Origin of the sequence: Priestia sp. BR_2 (assembly GCF_041954005.1) — a bacterium.
Lineage (GTDB): Bacteria > Bacillota > Bacilli > Paenibacillales > Paenibacillaceae > Paenibacillus_AQ > Paenibacillus_AQ lautus_A.
In genome coordinates this window covers 142,680-164,022 of the sequence record NZ_JAVFHM010000193.1, presented here as the reverse complement: position 1 = coordinate 164,022, position 21,343 = coordinate 142,680, and the positions used below count along the sequence as shown (strand labels likewise).

The window sequence follows — 21,343 nt, the reverse complement described above, 5'->3', positions numbered from 1 at the left end:
CTATGGAAAGAAAATTGCCTTTATTTATCGTAACAGGTGCAAGTGGGTCTGGGAAAACATATGTCATCAAGGAACTGCGGAAAATGATGCCTGATTTTGATATTTTTGATCCTGATGATCTTGTTGAATTTATCGGACACGATTGGGAGAACATGCGAAATATTTGGCTGCGAGTTGCACGCAACATCGTTGAAAGTGGACGCATGACTATCATATGCGGCACCATGATGCCTTGGGATATTGAAAAATGTGCGGACTTTCCTTTTTTTAAGCATGTATATTACCTAAACCTACATTGTGATGAAGCTACTCGCGAAAAACGTCTACGTGAAAGAAAGTGGTCTAAGGAAGAGATTCAAAACCACAAAAACTTCGCAAAACGATTGCTTGAAATTGCCGATGAGGTCTATAACCCACCAATGCCTACCATTGATACAACGGATACCGACGTAACCGAGGTTGCCTCTCGGATAAAAGAGTGGGTTCACCAATACGCTTGAAATAATGGTCGTGGGAGTTTAGCTAAACTTATGGAAAACGTTAGTTGAAAAAGCAAGGCTAGAAGGAATGATGGAAGGCAGAGACGAGTATGTAGAGAAAGTCGTTGAAATAATTTTAGATGGTTATTAAACTAAAGCGAGGCAAATGGCTACATGCACGAAAGCCTAAAGATAATGATTTCATCCACGTAAACAGCGTGTACCGATAGGTACACGCTGTTTAGGCTTAACTCTAGCATCGATTTCAACTGTCCAATTGTTGATTTAAGATATTCAGCAGCTCCGCAGCCTGGAGCAGCAATGCCTCCTTGGCGGCCGGAACGATATAGTCATTCATTTTCGGATCTGCAAGATCTCGGTTGAATTTCTCAAGTTGGTGGATAGCCTGAGTCGTATGTTTTTTGAGCAATTGATGTTCGGTCTGTTTCAGGGGCCATATATAATGTCAATGTCTTTAAATTCTCTATAAATATGCTGTGCCTATACTCTCCCCAAAGGTCCTGTCTCAGCCTTATTAAGCTACCAGACCTGGATATATGAGGAGATTGAACGTAAATGGAATTCCTGCAAGTTTATATGCCGAGTTATCAACTTTTATAGACATCATCGCCCTATAGGCAGAAAAACGGTAAATGTAGTACCTTCATGAGACTGACTCACAACGCGGATGAACCCGCCGTGGGCTCTTACAAAATGATGGGCGATAGATAACCCGAGCCCCGTACCGCCTGTATGCCTCGAGCGCGCTTCGTCTACGCGGTAAAATCGATCGAATAGGTAGGGCAGCTCTTCCGCCGGTATTCCGATGCCGGTATCGATCACCGAGACACATGCAAAGAACGCATTCCTATCAAAGACCCGGTTTTCGATTTCAACAGTAATCTTCCCTCCACGAGGCGTGTAACGAATCGCATTAGTCAGTAAATTAATGAATACCTGCGTTATCCGTCTCGCATCGGCCATAACGGTAACCGGACTCGAAATCGTATAAAGACAAACGTCTAATCCGTTTTCTTCCGCTTCGTATTTCACGTCGTCCACAATTCGTTCTAGGTGCATCGTCAGATCGAGCGGTTTGCGTTCGAGCGACAACCGGCCCGATTCGGCCAGCGACAATATATGAAGATCGTTCACAAGCTGACTGAGCCGGATTACCTCATCGTGAAGCCGAAGCAGCATTTCCGGCGGGACATGATGACCGGCCTGCTGATAATTCTCCAGTTTAAGCTGCATCACGGAGAGCGGCGTGCGAAGCTCGTGAGCAATGTCGGCCACCAGTCGCCTGCGGGTCTCTTCGGCTTCACGCAGACGGAACGTCATATCGTTGAACGTTTGGGCAACTTTCCCATACTCATCTTTCGTGTCTACAGGTACTTTGACATTCAGGTCACCCTGCGCCACGCGCTCTATGGCGGCTATAAGTTTTTTGAGCGGGAGGGTAAGCACCCCCGACATCCAATAACTGAAGAACAACCCGATCGCAACAAAAAAGAACAAGCGCACGCCGTGCGTGACATTAAGCAGTTCGTTCAGCTGCATATTGTCAAGGATATAAGATTTAAAAATTTCGATTTGCTCTTCGGGCGATGCGCTCAAATAGTTGGCATCGATTTGTTCCCTTTGAAATTGATCGATCAAGCCGCTTGTGTAAAACTGCGTTGTCAGGGAGAACGTGATGCTTACAATGAAAACGATCAGTCCCATACAGGCAAACATTTTCATACGGACCGTCATCTTCATGTACGTTCACCGAACCGGTAACCGAAACCATATACCGTTTGAATATATCGAGGATTGGCAGGATCGTCTCCCAGTTTGCGGCGAAGATTCCGGATATGGGAATCCATCGTTCTTTCGTATCCCATGTACTCATCCTCCAAAGCAGCCTTTAACAATTGCAAACGGCTAAAGACAATGCCGGGACGACCCGCGAGTGTGAACAGAATTTTGAATTCGGTAGGTGTCAATTGGAGTTCCTGACCGTCTTTGAATACCTGACATTTGGCCTCGGAAATGATCAAGTTGTCTCTTTCCAAGAATATCGACTTGTCTTCAGGTCCGCGTAAACGGCGAAGCAAAGCTCTGATGCGCGATGCGAGCTCGCGCAAGCTGAACGGCTTCGTCAAATAATCATCCGCGCCAATTTCCAGACCGACGATTTTATCTGATTCGTCCGATCGGGCCGTGACCATAATAATGCCGCAATGCGAGGTTTGTCTTATCTCGCGGCATACGTCGATTCCGCTTTTTTCCGGGAGCATCCAATCAAGCACGACGAGATCAGGCCGCTCAGACCGGGCGATCATGAGCGCTTCCTTGCCGGTACAGGCTGTCGATACCTTGAACCCTTCACGTTGCAAATAGGTCTGCATCTCCTCCAGCATTCCCGGTTCATCCTCCACAATCAACAATTTCGGTTCCATTCCCCTCACATCCTTCCCTTAGTTTGATTCCATAGCGAGTACACGCCGCTTACCGAAAATTATAACGTGATTAGGTAGGTTCTTAAAGAAATCCACACAAAGAGCGGAAGATCTGCATAAGTTCTCGACATTTGTTGTGTAAACTGGCTGTGAAAGGAGAGAGATGGTCGCGAAGAACAACAAGGACAATAAATATGGGAATCGGATTCTGAGAAACGTAATTTTTGAAAACGGAAGGATGAACTGCGGATTGTATACGATATCGATTGAGAAAGCGCTGTTTGAACTCGGCATTAAGGGGGGATTATCCGGCAATTCCGTAACAATTGAGTAGAACGGAAGTAGGACAGTGCTTGATCAGATCTAAATAAACAAAAACGTTTGAATTAGCTGAGTTCAGCACAATCATTGCATACGGACGAGTGTACTGATCGTTGGAACGTCTAGGCCAGAAATGAGAATCTAGGAGGAGAACCCTGCTTAAAGCGGGCCTACGTACCCGCAATGATATTGTCGCCAGGTTTTGGCGGTAAACAGATCTTACTAGTTGATCTAGCAGGAACTCCTATCAAACTCATGAAGTCTCCTTGCAAATGATGAAAAAACAACCGAGAGGGGTAATTAACAAATGAAATTGAAGCTAGTTACATTCGTAATGCTTTGTGCATTTCTACTTGCTCCAACTATTGCCTCTGCTGAAGTGACCAACGGTAATGTCGGATACGGATTAACCCCCGGGCGACTCTGGGCCACGATGGACGCGGTGGTGGGCCTGATCAGCGTGGTCATCGGTGGGCTGTCTCTGGCCCGCTCCGTTCGTCGTACCGGAAATGGTGGGCGAAACGGGTCGATCGTGGCCATGGTATTAGGGCTGATCGTCTTAGTCTACGCTATAGTGCATCTGACCATATTCACTGGTGATTTCGGTACCGGCGCCGGGAGAGCTGGGGCGATCATTGCTATTGTAATGGGGCTGATCGGTATGATCCTCGGTGCGCTAACTCTGGCCCGCTCCCGCCGCGCCGGCTGACCCGACAATGATGCTTCCTATCCCAATACTTAAAGGTAATTTTAGCCAATGGACGGATCTACGCGATAGATGAAGCACAAACCGCGTTTCAGCGAATAATGGCGGGCGAGCAGCTTGGAAATATTGGTTTGCTCATCCGCATAAACTTCGTAAATGCACAAAACAACGGGCTGAAAATGCACAATTCAGCCCGTTTTCCGTTCGATTTGTATCAAAGTATGAGATCAGTTTATTTATCGGTTAAGCTCCTTCAATCATATCCCGTTTGCGATATCCCACAAAGCCCAAAACCATGAAGGCAATACTGATCGCTGAGATCGCAATAAAGGTTGCAGAATCAAACGGATCTACCGGCATCCGTGGAATCCAGCTTTGAACGGCTGTTTTCGAGAACCATTCCGGCAAATCCAAAATGCCGCCAAAGTAGTTTAGAGCAAAGGAATAGCTTAGGTACGCATATACGCCTTTGCCTAGTCTTGGTGCCCAACCTAAAGCTAAAGCGGCAAGTCCAGTAAAAAACAACACTGAGGGCAGGAAGTTATAGCCAGCGGCGAAAAAATCCCCCATATTCATGGGCGAGCCGTCACCCATTGCAGCAATGGCCGTCCCGCCAAGTCCGCTTGAAGCGAGCAAAATGCCAACGATTCCAGCAACGATAGCCAACATGACACTCGTCCAATAGAGCTGAGCTCGCGTCACTTTTGTAGCATAAAGCTGACTTAAATGCCGCCGCGTTTCTTCAGAGAAAAGTTTGTTTACGATCGCAATCGGCAAAATGGAAACTAATCCAATCATGACCATCATAATGGTCCCGGTGAAGGCTTCTTCGATGGAAACGCCGGATACCGTAAACATTTGACTCATGATTTCATTGCTTTCAAGGAACGTCTGCATATCTCCATAAATCGAACCATAGGCTGCACCCATGATGACGAAAGCAATCAACCAGCTGAACATTACGCCTTTGTTCAGCTTGGTAAACAGGCCGGGTACGGATAGCAATGATTTTTTTGCCGACTCCCGTCCTTCACGTTCGGGCAAATAACCGGCTCCCATATCTCGGCGGCCTTCAAGGCCAAAAGCGATGATCACGACGATGACGCTTAAGACTATCGCCACAATTAGGGGGACCCAATGGTTTCCTGTAAAAGGATAGGTTAGATACGTCCAACCCATCGGATTAATCATGGAGAGATCCGTATTCGACACATCCGTTCCGGCGCGAAAAATATATAGCAAGCCTACAATTCCGAGTGATGAACCGGTTGCACCGGATGAAGTCGGCATGATTTGTGCCATAACTAAGGCAATTACGGCTCCCAAGATCCCGGCCATGCCGATGGATGCGCCAAACAAAAAGGATCCTTCGGCCGAAATCGTATCTGCTCCATAGCTAGTCATCATTCCGCCAATCACGAGTGCTAATATCATATTGATCACAACAACTTCGGCAATTACCGCAAGCGAGTTGGCTTGACGGCCCACTTGGAAGGAACGGACGAGTTCAGTAAGCCCAAGATCTTCTTCTTTGCGTGTATGGCTTACTACATGCAATGCAGCGATAATCATCGCAAACAAACCGCAGAATAACAACATTTCGTGCGCATACATCGCGCCCAAAGTATAATCTGCCGATGTCTCAACCGGTGTCGGACCTACCATGGAAATCATGGCAGGATTTTGCAAGGTTTCATACATTCCTTGCAAACCTTGTCCCTTGCCGATTTCTTCAAAAGCAGGAACAAATCCGGCTGAAAACAAGCCTAAACCTAAAATCCAGATGATGATTTTTTTCCAATCACGTTTCAGATATTGGACGAATAGTACACGCGAACGTGCAAATTTTTCTTGCATCCTAGTCTCCTCCGTTTCCGCCCTTAGACTTCATAATGACGCATGAATAAGTCTTCCAGCGTAGGCGGCACGGACTCAAACTTCTTGACGCCCAATTTTGCCGCTTCGGACAAAATTTCATTGATACATTCGTTATCCGCGGAAAATGTCGCTTGATTGCCGGATTGCTTGAAATCATGGACACCGTTAACGGATGCCATTATAGCCACATTGTCTTGCGTTACCATCGTTACCGTAGAACGGGTTAAGTGACGCAACTCATCCAATGTCCCGGTTTCAACCACTTTGCCTTGGCGAATGATGACCACTTTATCGGCCAGCCGTTCCACTTCGCTCAAAATATGAGAGGACAGTAAGATGGCTTTTCCTGCAAGCTTGATTTTTTCGACCTCATCCTGGAAGACGGCTTCCATCAGCGGATCAAGGCCGGAAGTCGGTTCGTCGAAAATATACAAATCGGAATTAACGGCCAAAGCCGCGATCAGGCCGACTTTTTGCCGATTTCCCTTGGAATAGCCCTTGGCTTTCTTCTTCGGATCCAATTCAAACCGTTTAATCAAATAGTCGCGTTTATTTTTGTCTCCGCCGCCATGCAATTTCATAAATAAATCAATGATTTCACCGCCAGTTAAGCTGCCCCAAAGTGCCACATCCCCAGGAACATAAGAAATTCGTTTATGAATCTCAAGGCTGTCTTTCCATACATCCTTGCCAAAGATCTTCGCTTCCCCGGCATCCCGACGGATAATCCCAAGTAACGTACGAATTGTTGTGGATTTCCCCGCGCCGTTCGGCCCGATAAATCCGACAACTTCCCCGGCATTTACCGTAAATGATACGTCTTGCAACGCTTTGAACTTCCCGAAGCTTTTTTGCAAGCCTTGCACCTTTACAATGTTTGTCATAGCACTAAAACTCCTTCTTAACCAGTTTTAGTAACGTGCTTTCCAGTCTAAAGCAAAGCTTCAACTTGATAAATAATGAACTGAATATTTAGATATAGTTCATATATTCGCTGAAAATGCTTTGTTTTAAACCAAAGTTCATTTACAACTTCAGTTATACACCCGATTATGGTCATAGTCAACGCAAATAAAGCTAAGTTTAGAACTCTGATGCGTTTGATAATTCATAATTTCGCTATATAATAAATAGGAAGGAAAATTACGAACAAAAACCTCCGCAATAATTTATTTTAGTCATAATCGTTAGAAAGCAGGAATAAGGAATGAATGGTTTTGAAAAGAGGACGCAAGCGAAGAAAAATCAAGTCTTGGAGGCAACTTTTGACTTGTTGAATACCGAAGCCGGCATCGAAAATGTAACAGTGGATGAGATAGCTAGACATGCCAATGTCGGTAAAACGACGATATTTAAATATTTTGGGAGCAAGGAAAACCTGATCCACGAGGTGTTTAAATATTTTTTAACTCAAATGGGGGAAAATGCCCGAGAAATCATGGCCGAAAATAAACCCTTCGAAGAAACGATCATTGCCATGAGTCAGATCAAAATTCATTTTCTGGAGAAGATCAACAAGCAGTTTTATTTCGATTTAATGGATTATTTTACAAAGAAGGACGATAACGGATTATCACTGATGATGCAGGAGTACGTCAACGAAAGCTACAGTCTTATGTTGGATTTATTTCATCGTGGGCGCAAAGAAGGCAAGGTTGATCTGAAATATTCGGATGAATTTCTTCTGATATATTTCCAGGCCCTGGTTGAAGGGATATCCAGCCCGCATATCTACCAAAGGATACTCCCTTATACCGCCCAGTGGACGGAATTGCTGGTAAAAGGGATTGCGCCAAGCAAATAAAGGTAGAAGAATGAGAGAGTAAGGGCAGGATCGTTTGAGATCATTAACGGTGGACCGTACCATCGATCGTGGTAGAGCAAAGAATCGACCTGCAGGTCGATTCTCTGCTGCTATATTCACTACTGAAACATTGAATCCAGCTTCGGCAGATGCTGGTTTAAAAACGACCGATCACAATAAATACAGTTAACACAAAGAAGACAACGTTTACGCCTATTTCTCGATGCTCCTTGCGTGCAACATGGTATAGGGCGCCAAGAAGAACGATTGTGGCAAGACCTGCAGCGGCAATAGGCGTCAATATGGGCGCGATATACATCGCTAGTGGCAGAATAAGTCCGAAAGCTCCTACCAATTCTGCTACCCCAATAAAGACGACGAACGCTTTGGGAACGTCTTTCACCCATCCCCAAGACGCGTTGGCTTTTTCAAACTGAAACGCCTTCAACCATCCTGAGTAAACAAACCCCAGCGCAGCAAGCCCTTGAATGATCCATAATGCGATATTCATGAATGGTGCTAACCTCCTTATTACTTATTTGCGTTCTCTGAGGTTATAATAGTCTAGTAATTGGGTTCAATGAAGTAGGCACTTTATCTAAACATAGTGAATAAAAAGTTACCTAAGGTACAGGGAAGCGGGGAGTTCAATGAAAGAGTATTGCAAATTTGAATCAGCGCTTGATATTTTGGTGGGGAAATGGAAGCCCGTCATTTTACTTCAACTGATTTCCAACGGCACCATGAGATTCAGCGAGCTTCAAAAATCGATACCGGGTATAAACAAAAAAATGCTTACCCAACAGTTAAGAGAGCTTGAGTATAACGATATTGTACATCGAGAGGTTTATAACCAGGTCCCTCCAAAAGTAGAGTATTCAATTTCCGAGTATGGCAAAGGTTTAAGCACGGTGCTAAAGGCATTGAACAATTGGGGAGCGGCTCATATGGAGCATATGAATACGCTCTATGGAGTAGATCGTTTCAGGTATGAAACCGGGTCAACCGATTATAAATGAGGCGATGCAAGTCTTCTTATAATATTCCTATTTCCCGCTCCACCGGAAAAACCGTGTAGCAAGCACAACAGATACAATGGCAATGCCAATCAAAACAGCTGCTTCAAAGCCATACTCCGTAATTGGCGCTTCTGTCCACGTCCCCCGCAGCAACTGAATGACGTAATAGAGCGGGAGTATTTTCGCTGCATATTGAAGAACCGTCGGCATCATTTCCAGCGGGAATGTCGCTCCTGACAGGAACAGCATCAGGTTTAGAAATAATGAACTGATTGCGGAAGCAGCCTGAGTGTTTTTTGCTAATGAGGTCAGGAATAAAGCAAACGGGAAAAAAGCGAGGATGCTAATAAGCAATGAAAGCAGGGTGCTTCCGATGTAGGCCGGCAGGGTTAAATCGTAGAGCAGCATGCCAAAGACCATCAGAAGCATGGCGGATATTGCAAAGATGACGGTCCCTTGAAAGGTATGGGCGGCGAGGATTTTCCATGGCTGGAGCGGTGTTGATTGATATCTTCGCAATACGCCCGTTTCCCGGTAATTGGTTAAAACAGTTCCCAGAGTAAAAAAGGAAGTGGTTACGATATTGACGCCAATCCACGAAGGAACAAAATATTCCGCAAAAGCCTTTTGACTCATGTTATCTCCAACAAACATGGATCCAAACAGCCCGATCATCACAATAGGAAAGAGAAACGTCCAAAACATGCTTAAACGGTCTCTAAAGAACATTTTCGTTTCTAAACTGGCGAGTTTTACGATTGCGTTCATCCGATCTTCTCCTTTTCTAGGTACTGGATAAATAAATCATCGAGAGAGCCTTTTTCAAACCTGAAGCTGGACAATCGGATGCCTTTTTCCTGACAGTAACTGAAAATGTGATAAGCCGTTGTCTGTTGGTCATCACAAAACACTTTAAATTCGTCTTGATTCTTTTCAACGCGCTCCACGCCGGGAAGCGAGCTTAGATATTCGGGGGCGACTCCTTCACTGATAAAGGTAAGACAATTAGCAGCACCTTCGTTTAATAATTCACGAGGGGAGTTTAAAGCTTTTAATTGGCCGCTGTAAATCATCGCCACCCTGTCGCACAGCTGCTCAGCTTCTTCCATATAATGCGTGGTCACCACAATCGTACTTCCACGATCCCGTAACAGCCGGATCAAAGACCACATTTCCCGCCTTGCTGAGGGATCAAGACCCATGCTCGGCTCATCAAGAAATAAGATTTCAGGCTCATGCAGAGTGGCTAAAGCAAGAGTTACCCGCTGCTTCCATCCGCCGGATAAGTCATCAAATTTTACGTTCAGCTTTTCGTTTAAGCCAAGCAATTCTATGAAATGATCTTTTTTCGTGGCATTATCATAAAATGAAGAAAAGAGATCCAGCGCTTCTTTTACTTTCATTTTCTTCTGGATCGAAGTGGCTTGAAACTGGACACCAATTCTCTTGTTCAACTCCCGAAGCTGCTTATTGGGAACGAGTCCAAGGACTTCAACCGCTCCCTCGCTTGGATCAGAGATTCCTTCCAGGATTTCGAGGGTGGTCGTTTTCCCTGCGCCGTTCGGCCCGATAATTCCGAAGATTTCACCTTTGTAAACATCAAAGGAAAGATTCTTTACTGCCTTGGTCCCGCCAAAGTTTTTCGATAGATTGCGAACTGTAATGACACTCTCCATGCGTTTTCTCCTTTTATTCAATGTCTTCTAAGATCGTTATTCAGCTTTCTCGATTCATGTTTAAAATAAAGATAAAATCCAATCCATCCGATGGCGTAACCGATAATAGAGATTCCCAGGAATATCAAAAAGTTCTTTACATTAATGTGAATCCAGCCGATCCATTGGCCTAATAAAAAGTAGACGATGGTGACTGTTAAAAAGTGCAAGGCAGTTTGTAAGGGCAGGCGAAGTGAGCGAATTTTGAAATAGAGGGGTGTGACATTAAACAGCCAGCCGCAGAATATATAACCAAATGCATTTTTAATAAAATGCATTCCGTCTATTGTCGATTGTCCGCCAAAATAAATAAGCGCACTTGTAGTCATTACAGCAATAAAGGCCCCGAAGAATATACCGATCATGCTTCTGAAAAGAAATGCATTCATTTCGTTTCCCTCCTGTTCATCTTTAAAATTTCTTTAATTCGGCCAATGTAATGACGCGAAACATTTTCTTTTTCACCTGATTTAAAGTGAACGCAGAGGGTCCCGTTAAATGATGGTTCGAAATGGCTCATTGCATGCAGGTTCGCAATGACGGATTTTGAGATCCTGATAAACCGGTGGGAGGGAAGGGAGTTTTCGAGCTCATATAATTTTTCTTTTATTTTAAAGATTCCTTCTGAGGTGGCGGCTGTGACCACATCGCCTTCTGTACGAAAGTAGTGTACTTCCTCGTGCTTAATTAAGTGCTGATTCTCTCCATCTTTTCCGACGATCAAATCCATATCATTCTTATTGAGGTACTCGAGGATCTCCTGGATGGCTGGGGTCAATTCTTTGCAGTGAATCGTCACCGTTGTTTCTTCGTTGCGCGGGTCGATGTCGAGTGAAATTTTCATGTATAGACGGCTCCTCCATTCCATACGCTCTATAGGTTTAGTATAGATGGCGATTTTTCAATTGTCATTAAAACAAAGGCGACACGCAGGACGCGGGTAGTAAGATGCATGTATCGGCGTCCGACCTGCAGCAAAGCAGATAAAATACTACACGAAAATGCATTAAGCCTTCAAAAATGAATTATCGAAATGAGCTCATCGGACGTATAGAACACTTGCCAAGAGGAATTTGATAAAAAAGAGAAGGCAGCTGGTCAGAGCGATCAGCTGCCTTCTTAAGTGAACGGACATATTAGTTTAATATGATACCGCATTATACTCGATTCATCCTAAATCATGTTAATGCTGCAATTTTCGAAAGACGCGATAGCTTCTTTGCGCGCATTCGGAGATGGCAATGGGGTGGAAGCCACTGACATCGGCATACAACGTATCGTTTAGCGGCGAGATCCACTTCTCAGGAAGCGCCGCCGCTCCAAGGGATGCGCCAAGAATTGAACCGACGGTGGCGCCATTGCAATCGGTGTCCCAGCCACCAAGTACGGCTGTTGTTATGCCTTTCTCAAAATCGCCTCCGGAATGAATGAGCGCAGCCGCGCATAATGCAGCATTATTATTGGTATGAACAGGGTGATAGTGCTTAAATGCTTCCCATATTTTACTCACCAAATCTATTGTGTCTTCCGTTTCCTCGGCAATGTTGACCGCTAATGCGATATCTTCTGCAAGACGGCTGTGTTTCGGAATTTCACTCAATCCGATCTCAACAATTCGCTTCATATCACTTTCAACGAATGCGGCGGCAATCATAGCCGAGCAAAACATGGCGCCATAAATACCATTCTTCACATGGGAGAAGGAAGCGTCCCGCCAAGCAAGCTCAGCTGCAAGCTGGGGCTGGCCGGCAGCACCGTATGCATAGCCGTCCACACGGATTTGGGCGCCGATCCATTCGCGGTAGGGGTTTAAATAAGAACGGCCCCATTGGATGTGTTTCTCCCAGTCATCTGGTCGATCGCCGCTAATATGTGAAGTGACGCGAGCGAAATTAAGATAGGACTGCGCTTCAGCCGTGAATACCTGCCCGAATGACAAATGACGATGCCACAGCTTGCCCACATCCCAGGAGTTGAAATCGAGCCCGCGTTCCTCAAGCATGAGCAGGCCGAGAACGGTATATCGAATATCATCGTCCGTTTCCATAAAACGAATGTTATCCCGGCAGCTGGCCAAGCTGCTCCACCTTGCGATCTCGATACCGTACTCGGCTTCTGCAGTTGATTCACCCGGTGTATAGTGGCGAATCGGCCATTGCCCTGCGCCTTCGAACCACAACTTAACATTGTGCCAGCCGGGTCTTCCGCCCGAGCCTTGCATGAAGGAAGGAGCTTCGAGAGGTTTTCCGAGCGCACAACCAGCCGAACGGCCGAGCCACGCACCATGAAATTTATCCTGCCATTTAAGCTCATCCCAGTTTCCGGACAGGAATCTCGGTCCATCCGGACGTTCGGCGCGAATGGCCTCCAATTCCGACGGCTCGAAATACTTGAAATCCGCATGCGGTTCAAGAGCCATTAAAGCCTGGTATACTTCCATTAACTTTGCTTCGTCTGTGCCGGCTGCTTCCAGACGCTCGGCCATCCCCTCAACATGACAGCCTTCTTCTCCGCGCTGTTTGATTTCATCCCGAACTAATTCCCTCAGTCCAATCCATTTCGTCATCAAGGTTGCCCTCCTGAAATCCATATAATCAAAATATGCCTTGATTATAACCAGCCATGCCGGCAATGGCTTCTCAAATCATGAAAGCGTTATTCTCATTTTTTGCTCATTCCGTAATCCCTATTGATTGCCGATAACGGATCGGAGACAGGCCGACAATCTCTTTAAAAACACGGTAAAAGGTCGGCAAGCTTTGAAAGCCGCATTCGAAAGCAATATCGGCTACAGCTTTGTCTGTTCCTGCCAATTCCCTCTTGGCAGCCTGGATACGCAGCAAGGAAACATATTCCGAGAAACGATAACCGGTCGTTTCCAGAAACGCCCGGCTCACGCGCGAGACGCTTAAACCAAGTTCATCAGCCAATTCCCCTAAGCTAACCGGCTCGTGGTAACGATGCTCGACCAAAGCGGCAAGCGATTGCGCCTGGCGAACGGAATGTAGCATATGATGACGCTCATCATCGGTCAGCAAACCGTTGTAATGTCGAAGAAGACGGCCGCACAGCTGAATGAGCGCGCTTTTGGCCATTGCCAAATAACCGGGGGACTTTTCCCGCAGTTCTTCCGCTATAGCCAGCACCCAAGGCGTAAGCTGTTTGGCGAGCGGCGAGCCGCCCATAATATGATTGCAAAAATGAGTGGAGCGATAGGAGAATGGCAGCAGAAGACCGGGCTCCTCCGCTAGCAGCAGCGCGGGATCAAAATTAATAAAAAGATAGCGGCTCGGGTCATCGGGGGCAGATTGGGCAATATGCCGTTCATCATTGTTGACCAGAAATAAGTCGCCAGGTTTTGCTGCATATTGTTTGTTGCCAAAGAAAAAATAGCCTTTGCCTGTTAAACAGAGACCGATCTCCAGGCTTGCGTGCACATGAGGCGGCTGCCGATAAGTGGCAGGGGTCCATTCGAAAGCATTGATAGCAATGGGATGGTCATAGGCAATATGAAGTCTCATTATGTCCAACGCCTCCAGACAATCATGAATTTATATGCTAAGTATATAGACAAGGGATGACTTCAACCAGATACTGTTATTTACTTTCATACATACATTTTGAGGTATTTCTAAATGAAAAGTAAATGCTGCCGATGTATAAGTGAATCACGATAATTATTTGCTTTTTGCCTGGTGTCAAGAGGTGTATACGAAAGTAAAGACTAGTATATAGAACAGCGGGGGGCTTCTTTCTATACTGGAATTATGAAAGACTGCAATACAATTTGCAGAAAACTAAACGAAATGTACCGGAGGGGTAAAATTTGAAGAGCAAAAAGGCACTTGCAATGATCTCCTTGACGCTTGCATTGGCGATTACAGGCTGCGGATTCAAAACGTCGTCTGAGCCAAACCAACCACCTGTAAATTCCAAGGAACCAATTGAAACAACAGGCACAGGAAACAGCAATGATATCATTGAGGTTTCAACGGTTTCGCCAAGCGATCCTTACTTGAAATTCGACGAAGGTGAAGACTTCGACAAAAACTCAGTTTATGACGTTTATGAACAAGATATCGGTGTCAAAATTACAAACAAGTGGATTGCAGACATCAGCCAATTCAAAGAGAGAGTAAAAATTGCCATCGCATCCAACGATCTTCCCGATTTCTTGCTTGTAAACGCTGCACAGCTTAAGGAGCTGACGGAAGCGGATATGATTATGGATTTGACAGAGATTTATGATCAGCATGCTACGGAAGAGACGAAAAAGTTTCTGACCATGGACGGCGGCATGCAGATGAAAACTGCGATGATCGACGGGAAAATGATGGGGATTCCAAGCTCATACAACCCGTTCAACTATCAATACTTGTTCGTTCGTACCGACTGGCTGAAAGAACTTGGCTTGCCTGAGCCTAAAACAATGGATGATTTCATTGAAATTGCCGAAGCGTTCAAAACCAAGAATCCTGGCGGCACAAAACAAGCTTACGGTATTGCGGTCAGCAAAAACCCATTTAGTATCGAGACAGGCGTTACCGGTCTGAGAGCGTTCTTGAACGGCTATCACGCTTATGAAAACATTTGGATGGAAGATGGGAACGGCGGTTTGATGAACAGTGATATCCAGCCCGAGATGAAGCAGGCGCTTGCAGCGCTGCAAGACATGTTCAAAAAAGGGTTGATCGATCCTGAGTTTGCGGTTAAAGATACGGAAAAAGCCGCTGAGCTCATCTACGACGGCAGCATCGGCATGGTATTTGGTGCTTCCTGGACACCGGCGCAGCTTGTGCAGGGCGCTGTGAAAGACGGGAAGGTTGTTCAAGAATGGGGAGTGTTCCCTATCCCTTCCGTAGACAACAAGCCTACATTGAATCAAATTGGTCTTGGTGTTGACGAGTACTATGTGATCTCTAAACAAGCCAAGCATCCTGAAGGCGTTATCAAATTGCTGAACCAATGGATCGTCGTTGATAATACGATGAATCCGACAGATGAACAAAAAATCTATCTGTATGGTAAAGACAAACAAGAAAAAGGCAACAACTACTGGCTGCTGAACCCGCTTCGCGTAGGCAAACAGATGGATAACAACGGCGAAATTCTGCCGAAAGCGATCGAAACGAAAGATCCTAGCATTCTTCAAACTGCAGACCAGAAGGGTCGTTATGAACGTGCGATGAAATTTATCGATGGTAGCGATATCAATATGTGGTGGGAAGTGCTGATTTCGGGGCCGAACGGAGCGGTATCGCATAACCCAAAAATCCAGCAAAACAAAGAATACCTGCAAAACAAATTCTACGGCGCACCTACGCCGACGATGGCAGACCGTCAAGAAATTTTAACGAAGAAACGTGATGAAATATTCATCAAAATCATAATGAACCAAGTATCCGTAGACGAATTCGATACATTCGTTGCAGAGTGGAAGAAGCTTGGCGGCGATGAAATCACGAAAGAAGTTAACGAGTGGTATAAATCGCTTCAATAGGATCTGTAGTGCAGGGAGGGATTGAATCTATGCAATCCCTCCTTTTTTCAAGAACAATCGGGTTCTTGAACAAGGAATGCGCACAACATGAAAAGTGAATCAGCGAGGTGAAGATATGAATAGTCTGACGCGCATGTGGAAGAAGGAATGGCCGCTTCATTTGATGCTGCTGCCGGGTTTAGCTATGATTGTTATTTTTAGTTACATTCCTATGACAGGAATCATGATGGCTTTTCAAAAATATGTGCCGAATAAAGGGTTGTTCGGCTCCCCGTTTATCGGATGGAGGAACTTCCAGCTGTTAATGGATTATCCGGATATCGGCCGCATCTTCTTTAATACGGTATACATTGCTGTAATGAAAATCGTTGCCGGTTTGTTCGTGCCAATCACGATAGCAATTTTGCTTAATGAATTGCGTAGAGAATGGATGAAAAGAACGTTCCAAACCCTGGTCTATCTGCCCCATTTTCTATCCTGGGTGCTGCTGAGCGGGATTTTGGTCGATATTTTGTCTCCTTCCTCCGGCATATTGAACCAGCTGCTTGGATGGTTCGGCATGAAGCCGATTTTCTTTCTTGGCGATAATAACTGGTTCCCTTATGTCATGGTCATCTCCGATGTATGGAAAGAATTTGGATTTGGTACCATTGTTTATTTGGCCGCACTGACAGGAATTAATCCTACGCTTTATGAAGCCGCTCAAATCGATGGTGCGGGCCGCTGGAAACAAACGCTTCACGTGACGCTGCCGGGCATGATGCCGATCATCGTTCTTATGCTGACGCTTAATATCGGCAATGTGCTGAATGCGGGATTTGATCAAATCTTTAACCTGTACAGCGCACCGGTTTATGAAAGTGCCGATATCATTGATACTTTTGTCTACCGTATGGGGATCCAGCAAGCCCAGTTCGGATTTGCCACAGCTGTCGGCTTATTGAAATCCGTCGTATCCTTTATTTTCATTTCCGTATCCTACGTACTCGCATACCGACTAGCGAATTACCGTATTTTCTAATAGATGAAAAGTCGGTGATTCAGAAAGGAGACTGACCGTGGTTATTAAACCGTCATTCGGAAGAAGGGCTTTTCTAGTTTGCAACCTAGTCTTTCTAGCGTGTATATCTTTTTTATGCTTAATGCCGATCCTTCATATTTTGGCGATTTCGTTTAGCTCGGGTTCGGCGGCGGCAGCCGGCAAGGTTGCGCTGTGGCCTGTAGAGTTTACAACGGCGGCTTATGATAACGTGTTCGGCAAGCCTGAGTATGTAAGAGCCTTTGGCATTTCGATTCAACGGGTTGTTGTCGGGACGGTATTAAGTATGTTGTTAACGATTATTACAGCTTATCCTTTATCCAAGGATCGCAATACGTTTCGTCTAAGAACCGTCTATGCATGGATATTTGTTTTCACGATTTTGTTCAACGGCGGACTCATTCCTACCTATTTGACAATTAAAAGCTTGGGACTTATTGATACTCTCGGAGCGTTGGTGCTACCTATGGCAATTAACGTGTTCAACGTCATCCTGCTATTGAACTTTTACCGCAATCTGCCCAGGGAGCTTGAGGACGCTTCACGGATTGACGGAGCCGGGCATTTTGCAACGCTTTGGAAAATATATGTACCGCTATCGTTGCCCGCACTGGCGACAACGGGGCTTTTTACGATGGTAGGGCATTGGAATAGCTGGTTCGACGGCATGCTTTATATGAATCACCCGGAAAATTATCCGCTGCAAACTTTCTTGCAAACCGTTATTATTAAGATGGATTTCCGATTTCTTAAATCAGAAAATGTGGAACTCATGCTCCAGCTGTCTGACCGTACAAGCAGGGCGGCACAAATCTTCGTAGCGGCTTTCCCGATTCTTATTGTCTATCCATTCTTGCAGCGGTTTTTCATCAAGGGCATTGTAATGGGAAGCGTAAAAGAATAGACAAAGAAGGTCGTAGATCTCGGGCACAGGAGAACAGACGATGAAAAGTATATTCTTTTTACAGGATTCCTCTATATTCAAAAAAATAATGGCTGCCTTTTTGGCAGCCTTACTGCCGCTTATGGCAATTACCTGGATGATAAATGAGCAAGGGGCCGATCATATCCGCAGTGAAATATCCGATTCGATTTTGAATACGACAAGGTTTTATTTAGAATCCCTGGATCAGGAAGCAGACCGGATCAGCCGATATTTGCCTAACTACGTTATGGACAGGGATTTGATGGAAGTGGCGGCGACAGGCGAGCAGATGAACTCCTATGAGCGGTCGTATAAAATATTGGATATTCAGCACCGCCTGGATTTAATGAAAAATTCCAGTCCGTTCATTCGCGAGGCGAAGGCGTACATTCCGCTAATCGAGCGCACTGTGCTGAGCAACAGCTTTGAAACCAAGCTGAATGCGGAAGAATATGAAGCGATGCAGCCGGACAAGAAGCTTTATACGGAGCCCTTTATTTACTGGCAGGACCGGCTGTTTATTACGATGCAGTACCCTGCAAGCAAAAAAAATCCGCTCTATGTGGTAGGCGTAGAGCTCTCAACCGGCAAAATTAAAGAAACCTTAGCGCAAATCGGCAATAGCAGGGGAGGCCAGACCGTATTGTTAAACCTGGAGCGCGGCTGGGAAATCAATAGCGGCTCCGACCTTGAATTGCATGATCTGATGAAGCAGCTGGCTTTTGAGAAGCAGGCGGCGAAAATAGATGAAGGCTATGATACGATTCATTATAAAAACAAGCGCTTTCTAACCGTATTCAAGTATTCCAGTCTCTGGAATTCATACACGGTAACTTGCATACCGGAAGAGATGATTCTCGGTTCATTGCAGGTATATAGGGCATTGTTTTGGTGGGCTTGCGCGCTTGCTGTTTGTATTTTTTTATTTTTTACCTATTTTATCATCCGATTAATATACCGTCCGTTGTTAAAGCTGGTGCGTTCCTTCCGCCGCATGCAGCAAAACGAGCTGGAGCCGATCTTGATCGACCGCAGGCAGGATGAGTTCGGCTATTTATACCAGGCTTTTAACGATACCGTGAAATCTTTGAAAACACTGATTGAGGAAAATTATGAGCAGCAAATTCGCAATCAGCGTTCGGAGCTGAAGCGATTGCAATCGCAAATCAATCCTCATTTTTTATATAATTGCTTTTTCGTGCTTTGCCGCTTGATTAAATCCGATACCCAGAAGGAAAAAGCCTACCAGTTCTGTTTGTACATCGGGCAATATTTTCAGTTCATTACTCGCCATCATGATGACGACGTTCTGCTGGAGATGGAGCTTGAGCATTCCCGCACTTATGTAGAGATGCAGTCGATCTGTTACGGGGAACGAATCGAAGTGCTGTTTGAAGTCGAAGCCCAGCCGATTGAAGTTCCCCGATTGATTTTGCAGCCTATTATTGAAAATGCTTATAAGTACGCCCTTGGCAATATGCGCGGCACGGGCGAGCTATGGGTGCACAGCAAGCTGCGAAATGATGCTTTTTACATTTACGTAGAAGATAACGGCGAGTTCATTACGGATGAGGAAATCGAAGCGCTTGGCAAGAAGCTGCGTTATTCAACGAACCAGATGGAGGAGACAACCGGCCTGCTTAATGTTCATCGCAGAATTCAGCTTCGTTATGGAGAAGAGTATGGGATTACCGTATCACGCTCTGAGCTTGGCGGGCTTCAAGCTATTATTAAACTGAGCATGAGCTAAGGAGGAATCGCCATGTACAGGCTTTTAATCGTGGATGATTTGCCGATTATTGTAGATGGTCTTCTGGAGTTGTTCGAGAAGACGGAGCGTTTGGAGCTTGAAGTCATGAAGGCCTATTCCGGCGAAGAAGCGCTTGAGGTGCTGTCACATCACCGGATGGATATTGTGATTTCGGACATTAAGATGTCCGGCATAGAGGGCATTGAGCTGCTTCAGGAAATCAAATCGCAGTGGCCGGCGTGCAAAGTTATTTTATTGACAGGGTTCAATGATTTTCACTATGCGAAGAACGCCCTAACGTTTGGCGCCTTTGATTATTTGCTGAAAGTGGAAAGCGACGAGAAGATCATTCATACCGTTGAACGGGCGATAGAGGAAATCGAAGAGGAACAGGGTCAGGCTCAAATGATCTTGCGGGCCCAGTCCAAAATGAGAATAGCGATGCCTTCCTTGCAGAAGGAATATATCTGGGGCTTATTTCAAGGCAAGACGATGACGGGGCAGCAGCTTCGGGACGCTTTTGCGGAAATGGACATTCCGCTCGACGCATCGCTCCCTGTCTATTTACTGATTGGCAGGATCGATGCCTGGAAGGAAATGTTCACGACACCGGACAAGGCTTTGCTCGCTTACGCACTTCAAAATATCGGCGATGAGTATTTATCCGCCCATGTGCGCTGCTTCTCCGTCGTATTTGATATGAACAAAATGGTATGGATCTTTCAGCCTAAAGCCGGTCCGGAGATAACGGCGGATACCGGTACGATGGAATGGACCCGGGCATACCGCTATGTGAGCGGCAATTTGGAGACGATCCAGGCGACCAGCAAAAAGCTGCTGAGCCTCTCCGTATCTTTTCTTATTGGCAGCGAGGCTGTCCCATGGAATCGGCTGTCGGATCGTTTTCATGCGATGAAATACGGGCTTATGCAAGGCCATGGTTTGTTCCATGAGGTCATCATGACAGATCAAGATCTTCAGAAGTCCGAAGAAAAAGAGAAGGCGAAAAGCTATCATGACAGCTTTTTTCACGCTCGCGTACAGCTGCTGATGAGCTGTCTTGAAAATAATCACCGCGAGCAGTTTAATCATCAATTCGTTGAATTGACAGACATCTGGAACGATCCGGATACTCCATATGAGCGCAAGGTTGAGTTGTACCATTTCCTATCTGCGGTATTTCTGGCGCATTTGCACAAAAATAAAGATATGCGAGACTATATGAATACCCAGATTAACTTGGATATGCTGTTCCGCCAGGAGGAGACCGCTTCATGGACGGAGCTCATTCCATACTATTGGCAAATTGCGGACTGCTTTTTTGAATGGAATGCGATTCGAGGAACAGAGCTGCCGGCGGAGGTCGTCAATAAGGTGCATCGTTATATAGAGGAGCATATTGCGGATGATATATCCCTAACCGCGATCGGGGATTATGTCAGCTTGAATCCATCCTATTTATCAAGGCTTTACAAGCAGATAACCGGAATCGGACTGTCTAAGTACGTAAATGATTACCGCAATGTCATTGCAAAAGATATGCTGCTCAATACATCCATGAAGGTCAATGAAATTGCCGCCAAGCTTGGCTACAATTCAGCTCTTGCCTTTATCCGCTTCTTTAAGAAGCAAAATGATATGACGCCGCAGGATTTTCGGACGGCTCGCACCGAAACCATGCACCAAGGTCAATAAATGTATATGGAATGTAAGCAATGATCTATTTTGATGCGCGGAATCACCCCTTACAATGAAGTTATGAT

At 45.5% G+C, this 21,343-nt stretch carries 21 protein-coding genes; 9 read left to right on the top strand and 12 right to left on the bottom strand.

Annotated features, from left to right (window positions below; translation table 11 throughout):
* Window positions 1–2 precede the first annotated feature (2 nt).
* Window positions 3–500 (top strand): AAA family ATPase, encoded by a 498-nt coding sequence (locus RB298_RS14080; RefSeq protein WP_255250498.1) that lies wholly within the window; start codon window positions 3–5, stop codon window positions 498–500.
* Between the two features lie 244 nt (window positions 501–744).
* Here the strand turns inward: RB298_RS14080 and RB298_RS14075 are convergent, their stop codons facing one another.
* The 3 genes from RB298_RS14075 to RB298_RS14065 form a co-directional block, all read right to left on the bottom strand.
* Window positions 745–930 (bottom strand): FIMAH domain-containing protein, encoded by a 186-nt coding sequence (locus RB298_RS14075; RefSeq protein WP_441007202.1) that lies wholly within the window; start codon window positions 928–930, stop codon window positions 745–747.
* A 173-nt stretch (window positions 931–1,103) separates the two neighbouring features.
* Window positions 1,104–2,240, bottom strand: a complete 1,137-nt coding sequence (locus RB298_RS14070) for a sensor histidine kinase (RefSeq protein WP_486047391.1) — start codon at window positions 2,238–2,240, stop codon at window positions 1,104–1,106.
* Window positions 2,237–2,923 carry a response regulator transcription factor gene (locus RB298_RS14065; protein WP_096773894.1) on the bottom strand — a complete coding sequence of 229 codons (687 nt, stop codon included), beginning with the start codon at window positions 2,921–2,923 and terminating at the stop codon, window positions 2,237–2,239. The genes RB298_RS14070 and RB298_RS14065 overlap by 4 nt, the downstream gene beginning before the upstream one ends.
* 628 nt (window positions 2,924–3,551) lie before the next feature.
* Here RB298_RS14065 and RB298_RS14060 point away from each other — a divergent pair.
* On the top strand, window positions 3,552–3,953 hold the full coding sequence (locus tag RB298_RS14060; RefSeq protein WP_486047390.1) for a DUF6223 family protein: 402 nt from the start codon (window positions 3,552–3,554) through the stop codon (window positions 3,951–3,953).
* A gap of 240 nt (window positions 3,954–4,193) precedes the next feature.
* On the opposite strand, the gene RB298_RS14055 is transcribed toward RB298_RS14060, so the two are convergent.
* Window positions 4,194–5,807: an ABC transporter permease gene (locus RB298_RS14055; protein WP_486047389.1), complete on the bottom strand. Its 1,614-nt coding sequence runs from the start codon at window positions 5,805–5,807 to the stop codon at window positions 4,194–4,196.
* 23 nt (window positions 5,808–5,830) lie between these two features.
* The gene (locus RB298_RS14050) at window positions 5,831–6,712 is read right to left on the bottom strand and encodes an ABC transporter ATP-binding protein (RefSeq protein WP_096773891.1); all 882 of its coding nucleotides are present in this window, start codon (window positions 6,710–6,712) and stop codon (window positions 5,831–5,833) included.
* 323 nt (window positions 6,713–7,035) lie between these two features.
* Here RB298_RS14050 and RB298_RS14045 point away from each other — a divergent pair, with 323 nt between their 5' ends.
* A complete protein-coding gene (locus RB298_RS14045; protein WP_375119938.1) occupies window positions 7,036–7,632 on the top strand; it encodes a TetR/AcrR family transcriptional regulator in 597 nt (198 codons plus the stop codon).
* Between the two features lie 157 nt (window positions 7,633–7,789).
* On the opposite strand, the gene RB298_RS14040 is transcribed toward RB298_RS14045, so the two are convergent.
* Window positions 7,790–8,143, bottom strand: a complete 354-nt coding sequence (locus RB298_RS14040) for a DoxX family protein (protein ID WP_036660610.1) — start codon at window positions 8,141–8,143, stop codon at window positions 7,790–7,792.
* Window positions 8,144–8,282: 139 nt separating this feature from the next.
* On the opposite strand from RB298_RS14040, the gene RB298_RS14035 reads away from it, so the two are divergent.
* Window positions 8,283–8,651 carry a winged helix-turn-helix transcriptional regulator gene (locus tag RB298_RS14035; protein WP_096773888.1) on the top strand — a complete coding sequence of 123 codons (369 nt, stop codon included), beginning with the start codon at window positions 8,283–8,285 and terminating at the stop codon, window positions 8,649–8,651.
* Between the two features lie 27 nt (window positions 8,652–8,678).
* Here RB298_RS14035 and RB298_RS14030 read toward each other — a convergent pair whose 3' ends face one another.
* From RB298_RS14030 to RB298_RS14005, 6 genes are all read right to left on the bottom strand, one after another.
* Window positions 8,679–9,419, bottom strand: a complete 741-nt coding sequence (locus RB298_RS14030; RefSeq protein ID WP_145036672.1) for an ABC transporter permease — start codon at window positions 9,417–9,419, stop codon at window positions 8,679–8,681.
* Window positions 9,416–10,327 (bottom strand): ABC transporter ATP-binding protein, encoded by a 912-nt coding sequence (locus RB298_RS14025; protein ID WP_213578762.1) that lies wholly within the window; start codon window positions 10,325–10,327, stop codon window positions 9,416–9,418. The genes RB298_RS14030 and RB298_RS14025 overlap by 4 nt, the downstream gene beginning before the upstream one ends.
* A 17-nt stretch (window positions 10,328–10,344) precedes the next feature.
* Window positions 10,345–10,755 (bottom strand): DUF3021 domain-containing protein, encoded by a 411-nt coding sequence (locus tag RB298_RS14020; protein ID WP_486047388.1) that lies wholly within the window; start codon window positions 10,753–10,755, stop codon window positions 10,345–10,347.
* The gene (locus RB298_RS14015; protein ID WP_486047387.1) at window positions 10,752–11,210 is read right to left on the bottom strand and encodes a LytTR family DNA-binding domain-containing protein; all 459 of its coding nucleotides are present in this window, start codon (window positions 11,208–11,210) and stop codon (window positions 10,752–10,754) included. The genes RB298_RS14020 and RB298_RS14015 overlap by 4 nt, the downstream gene beginning before the upstream one ends.
* Window positions 11,211–11,549: 339 nt before the next feature.
* On the bottom strand, window positions 11,550–12,932 hold the full coding sequence (locus RB298_RS14010) for an ADP-ribosylglycohydrolase family protein (RefSeq protein WP_251496289.1): 1,383 nt from the start codon (window positions 12,930–12,932) through the stop codon (window positions 11,550–11,552).
* A gap of 106 nt (window positions 12,933–13,038) precedes the next feature.
* Entirely contained in the window at window positions 13,039–13,887 is an 849-nt protein-coding gene (locus RB298_RS14005; RefSeq protein ID WP_096773882.1) for a helix-turn-helix transcriptional regulator, read from the bottom strand.
* A 305-nt stretch (window positions 13,888–14,192) separates the two neighbouring features.
* Here RB298_RS14005 and RB298_RS14000 point away from each other — a divergent pair, with 305 nt between their 5' ends.
* The 5 genes from RB298_RS14000 (at window position 14,193) to RB298_RS13980 (ending at window position 21,275) form a co-directional block, all read left to right on the top strand.
* Window positions 14,193–15,866 (top strand): extracellular solute-binding protein, encoded by a 1,674-nt coding sequence (locus RB298_RS14000; RefSeq protein WP_277745950.1) that lies wholly within the window; start codon window positions 14,193–14,195, stop codon window positions 15,864–15,866.
* A 115-nt stretch (window positions 15,867–15,981) separates the two neighbouring features.
* Window positions 15,982–16,887 carry an ABC transporter permease gene (locus RB298_RS13995; RefSeq protein ID WP_009590100.1) on the top strand — a complete coding sequence of 302 codons (906 nt, stop codon included), beginning with the start codon at window positions 15,982–15,984 and terminating at the stop codon, window positions 16,885–16,887.
* Between the two features lie 37 nt (window positions 16,888–16,924).
* On the top strand, window positions 16,925–17,809 hold the full coding sequence (locus RB298_RS13990; protein ID WP_486047386.1) for a carbohydrate ABC transporter permease: 885 nt from the start codon (window positions 16,925–16,927) through the stop codon (window positions 17,807–17,809).
* A 40-nt stretch (window positions 17,810–17,849) separates the two neighbouring features.
* The gene (locus RB298_RS13985; protein WP_192571757.1) at window positions 17,850–19,580 is read left to right on the top strand and encodes a sensor histidine kinase; all 1,731 of its coding nucleotides are present in this window, start codon (window positions 17,850–17,852) and stop codon (window positions 19,578–19,580) included.
* A gap of 12 nt (window positions 19,581–19,592) precedes the next feature.
* On the top strand, window positions 19,593–21,275 hold the full coding sequence (locus RB298_RS13980) for a response regulator (RefSeq protein ID WP_486047385.1): 1,683 nt from the start codon (window positions 19,593–19,595) through the stop codon (window positions 21,273–21,275).
* Window positions 21,276–21,343 lie beyond the last annotated feature (68 nt).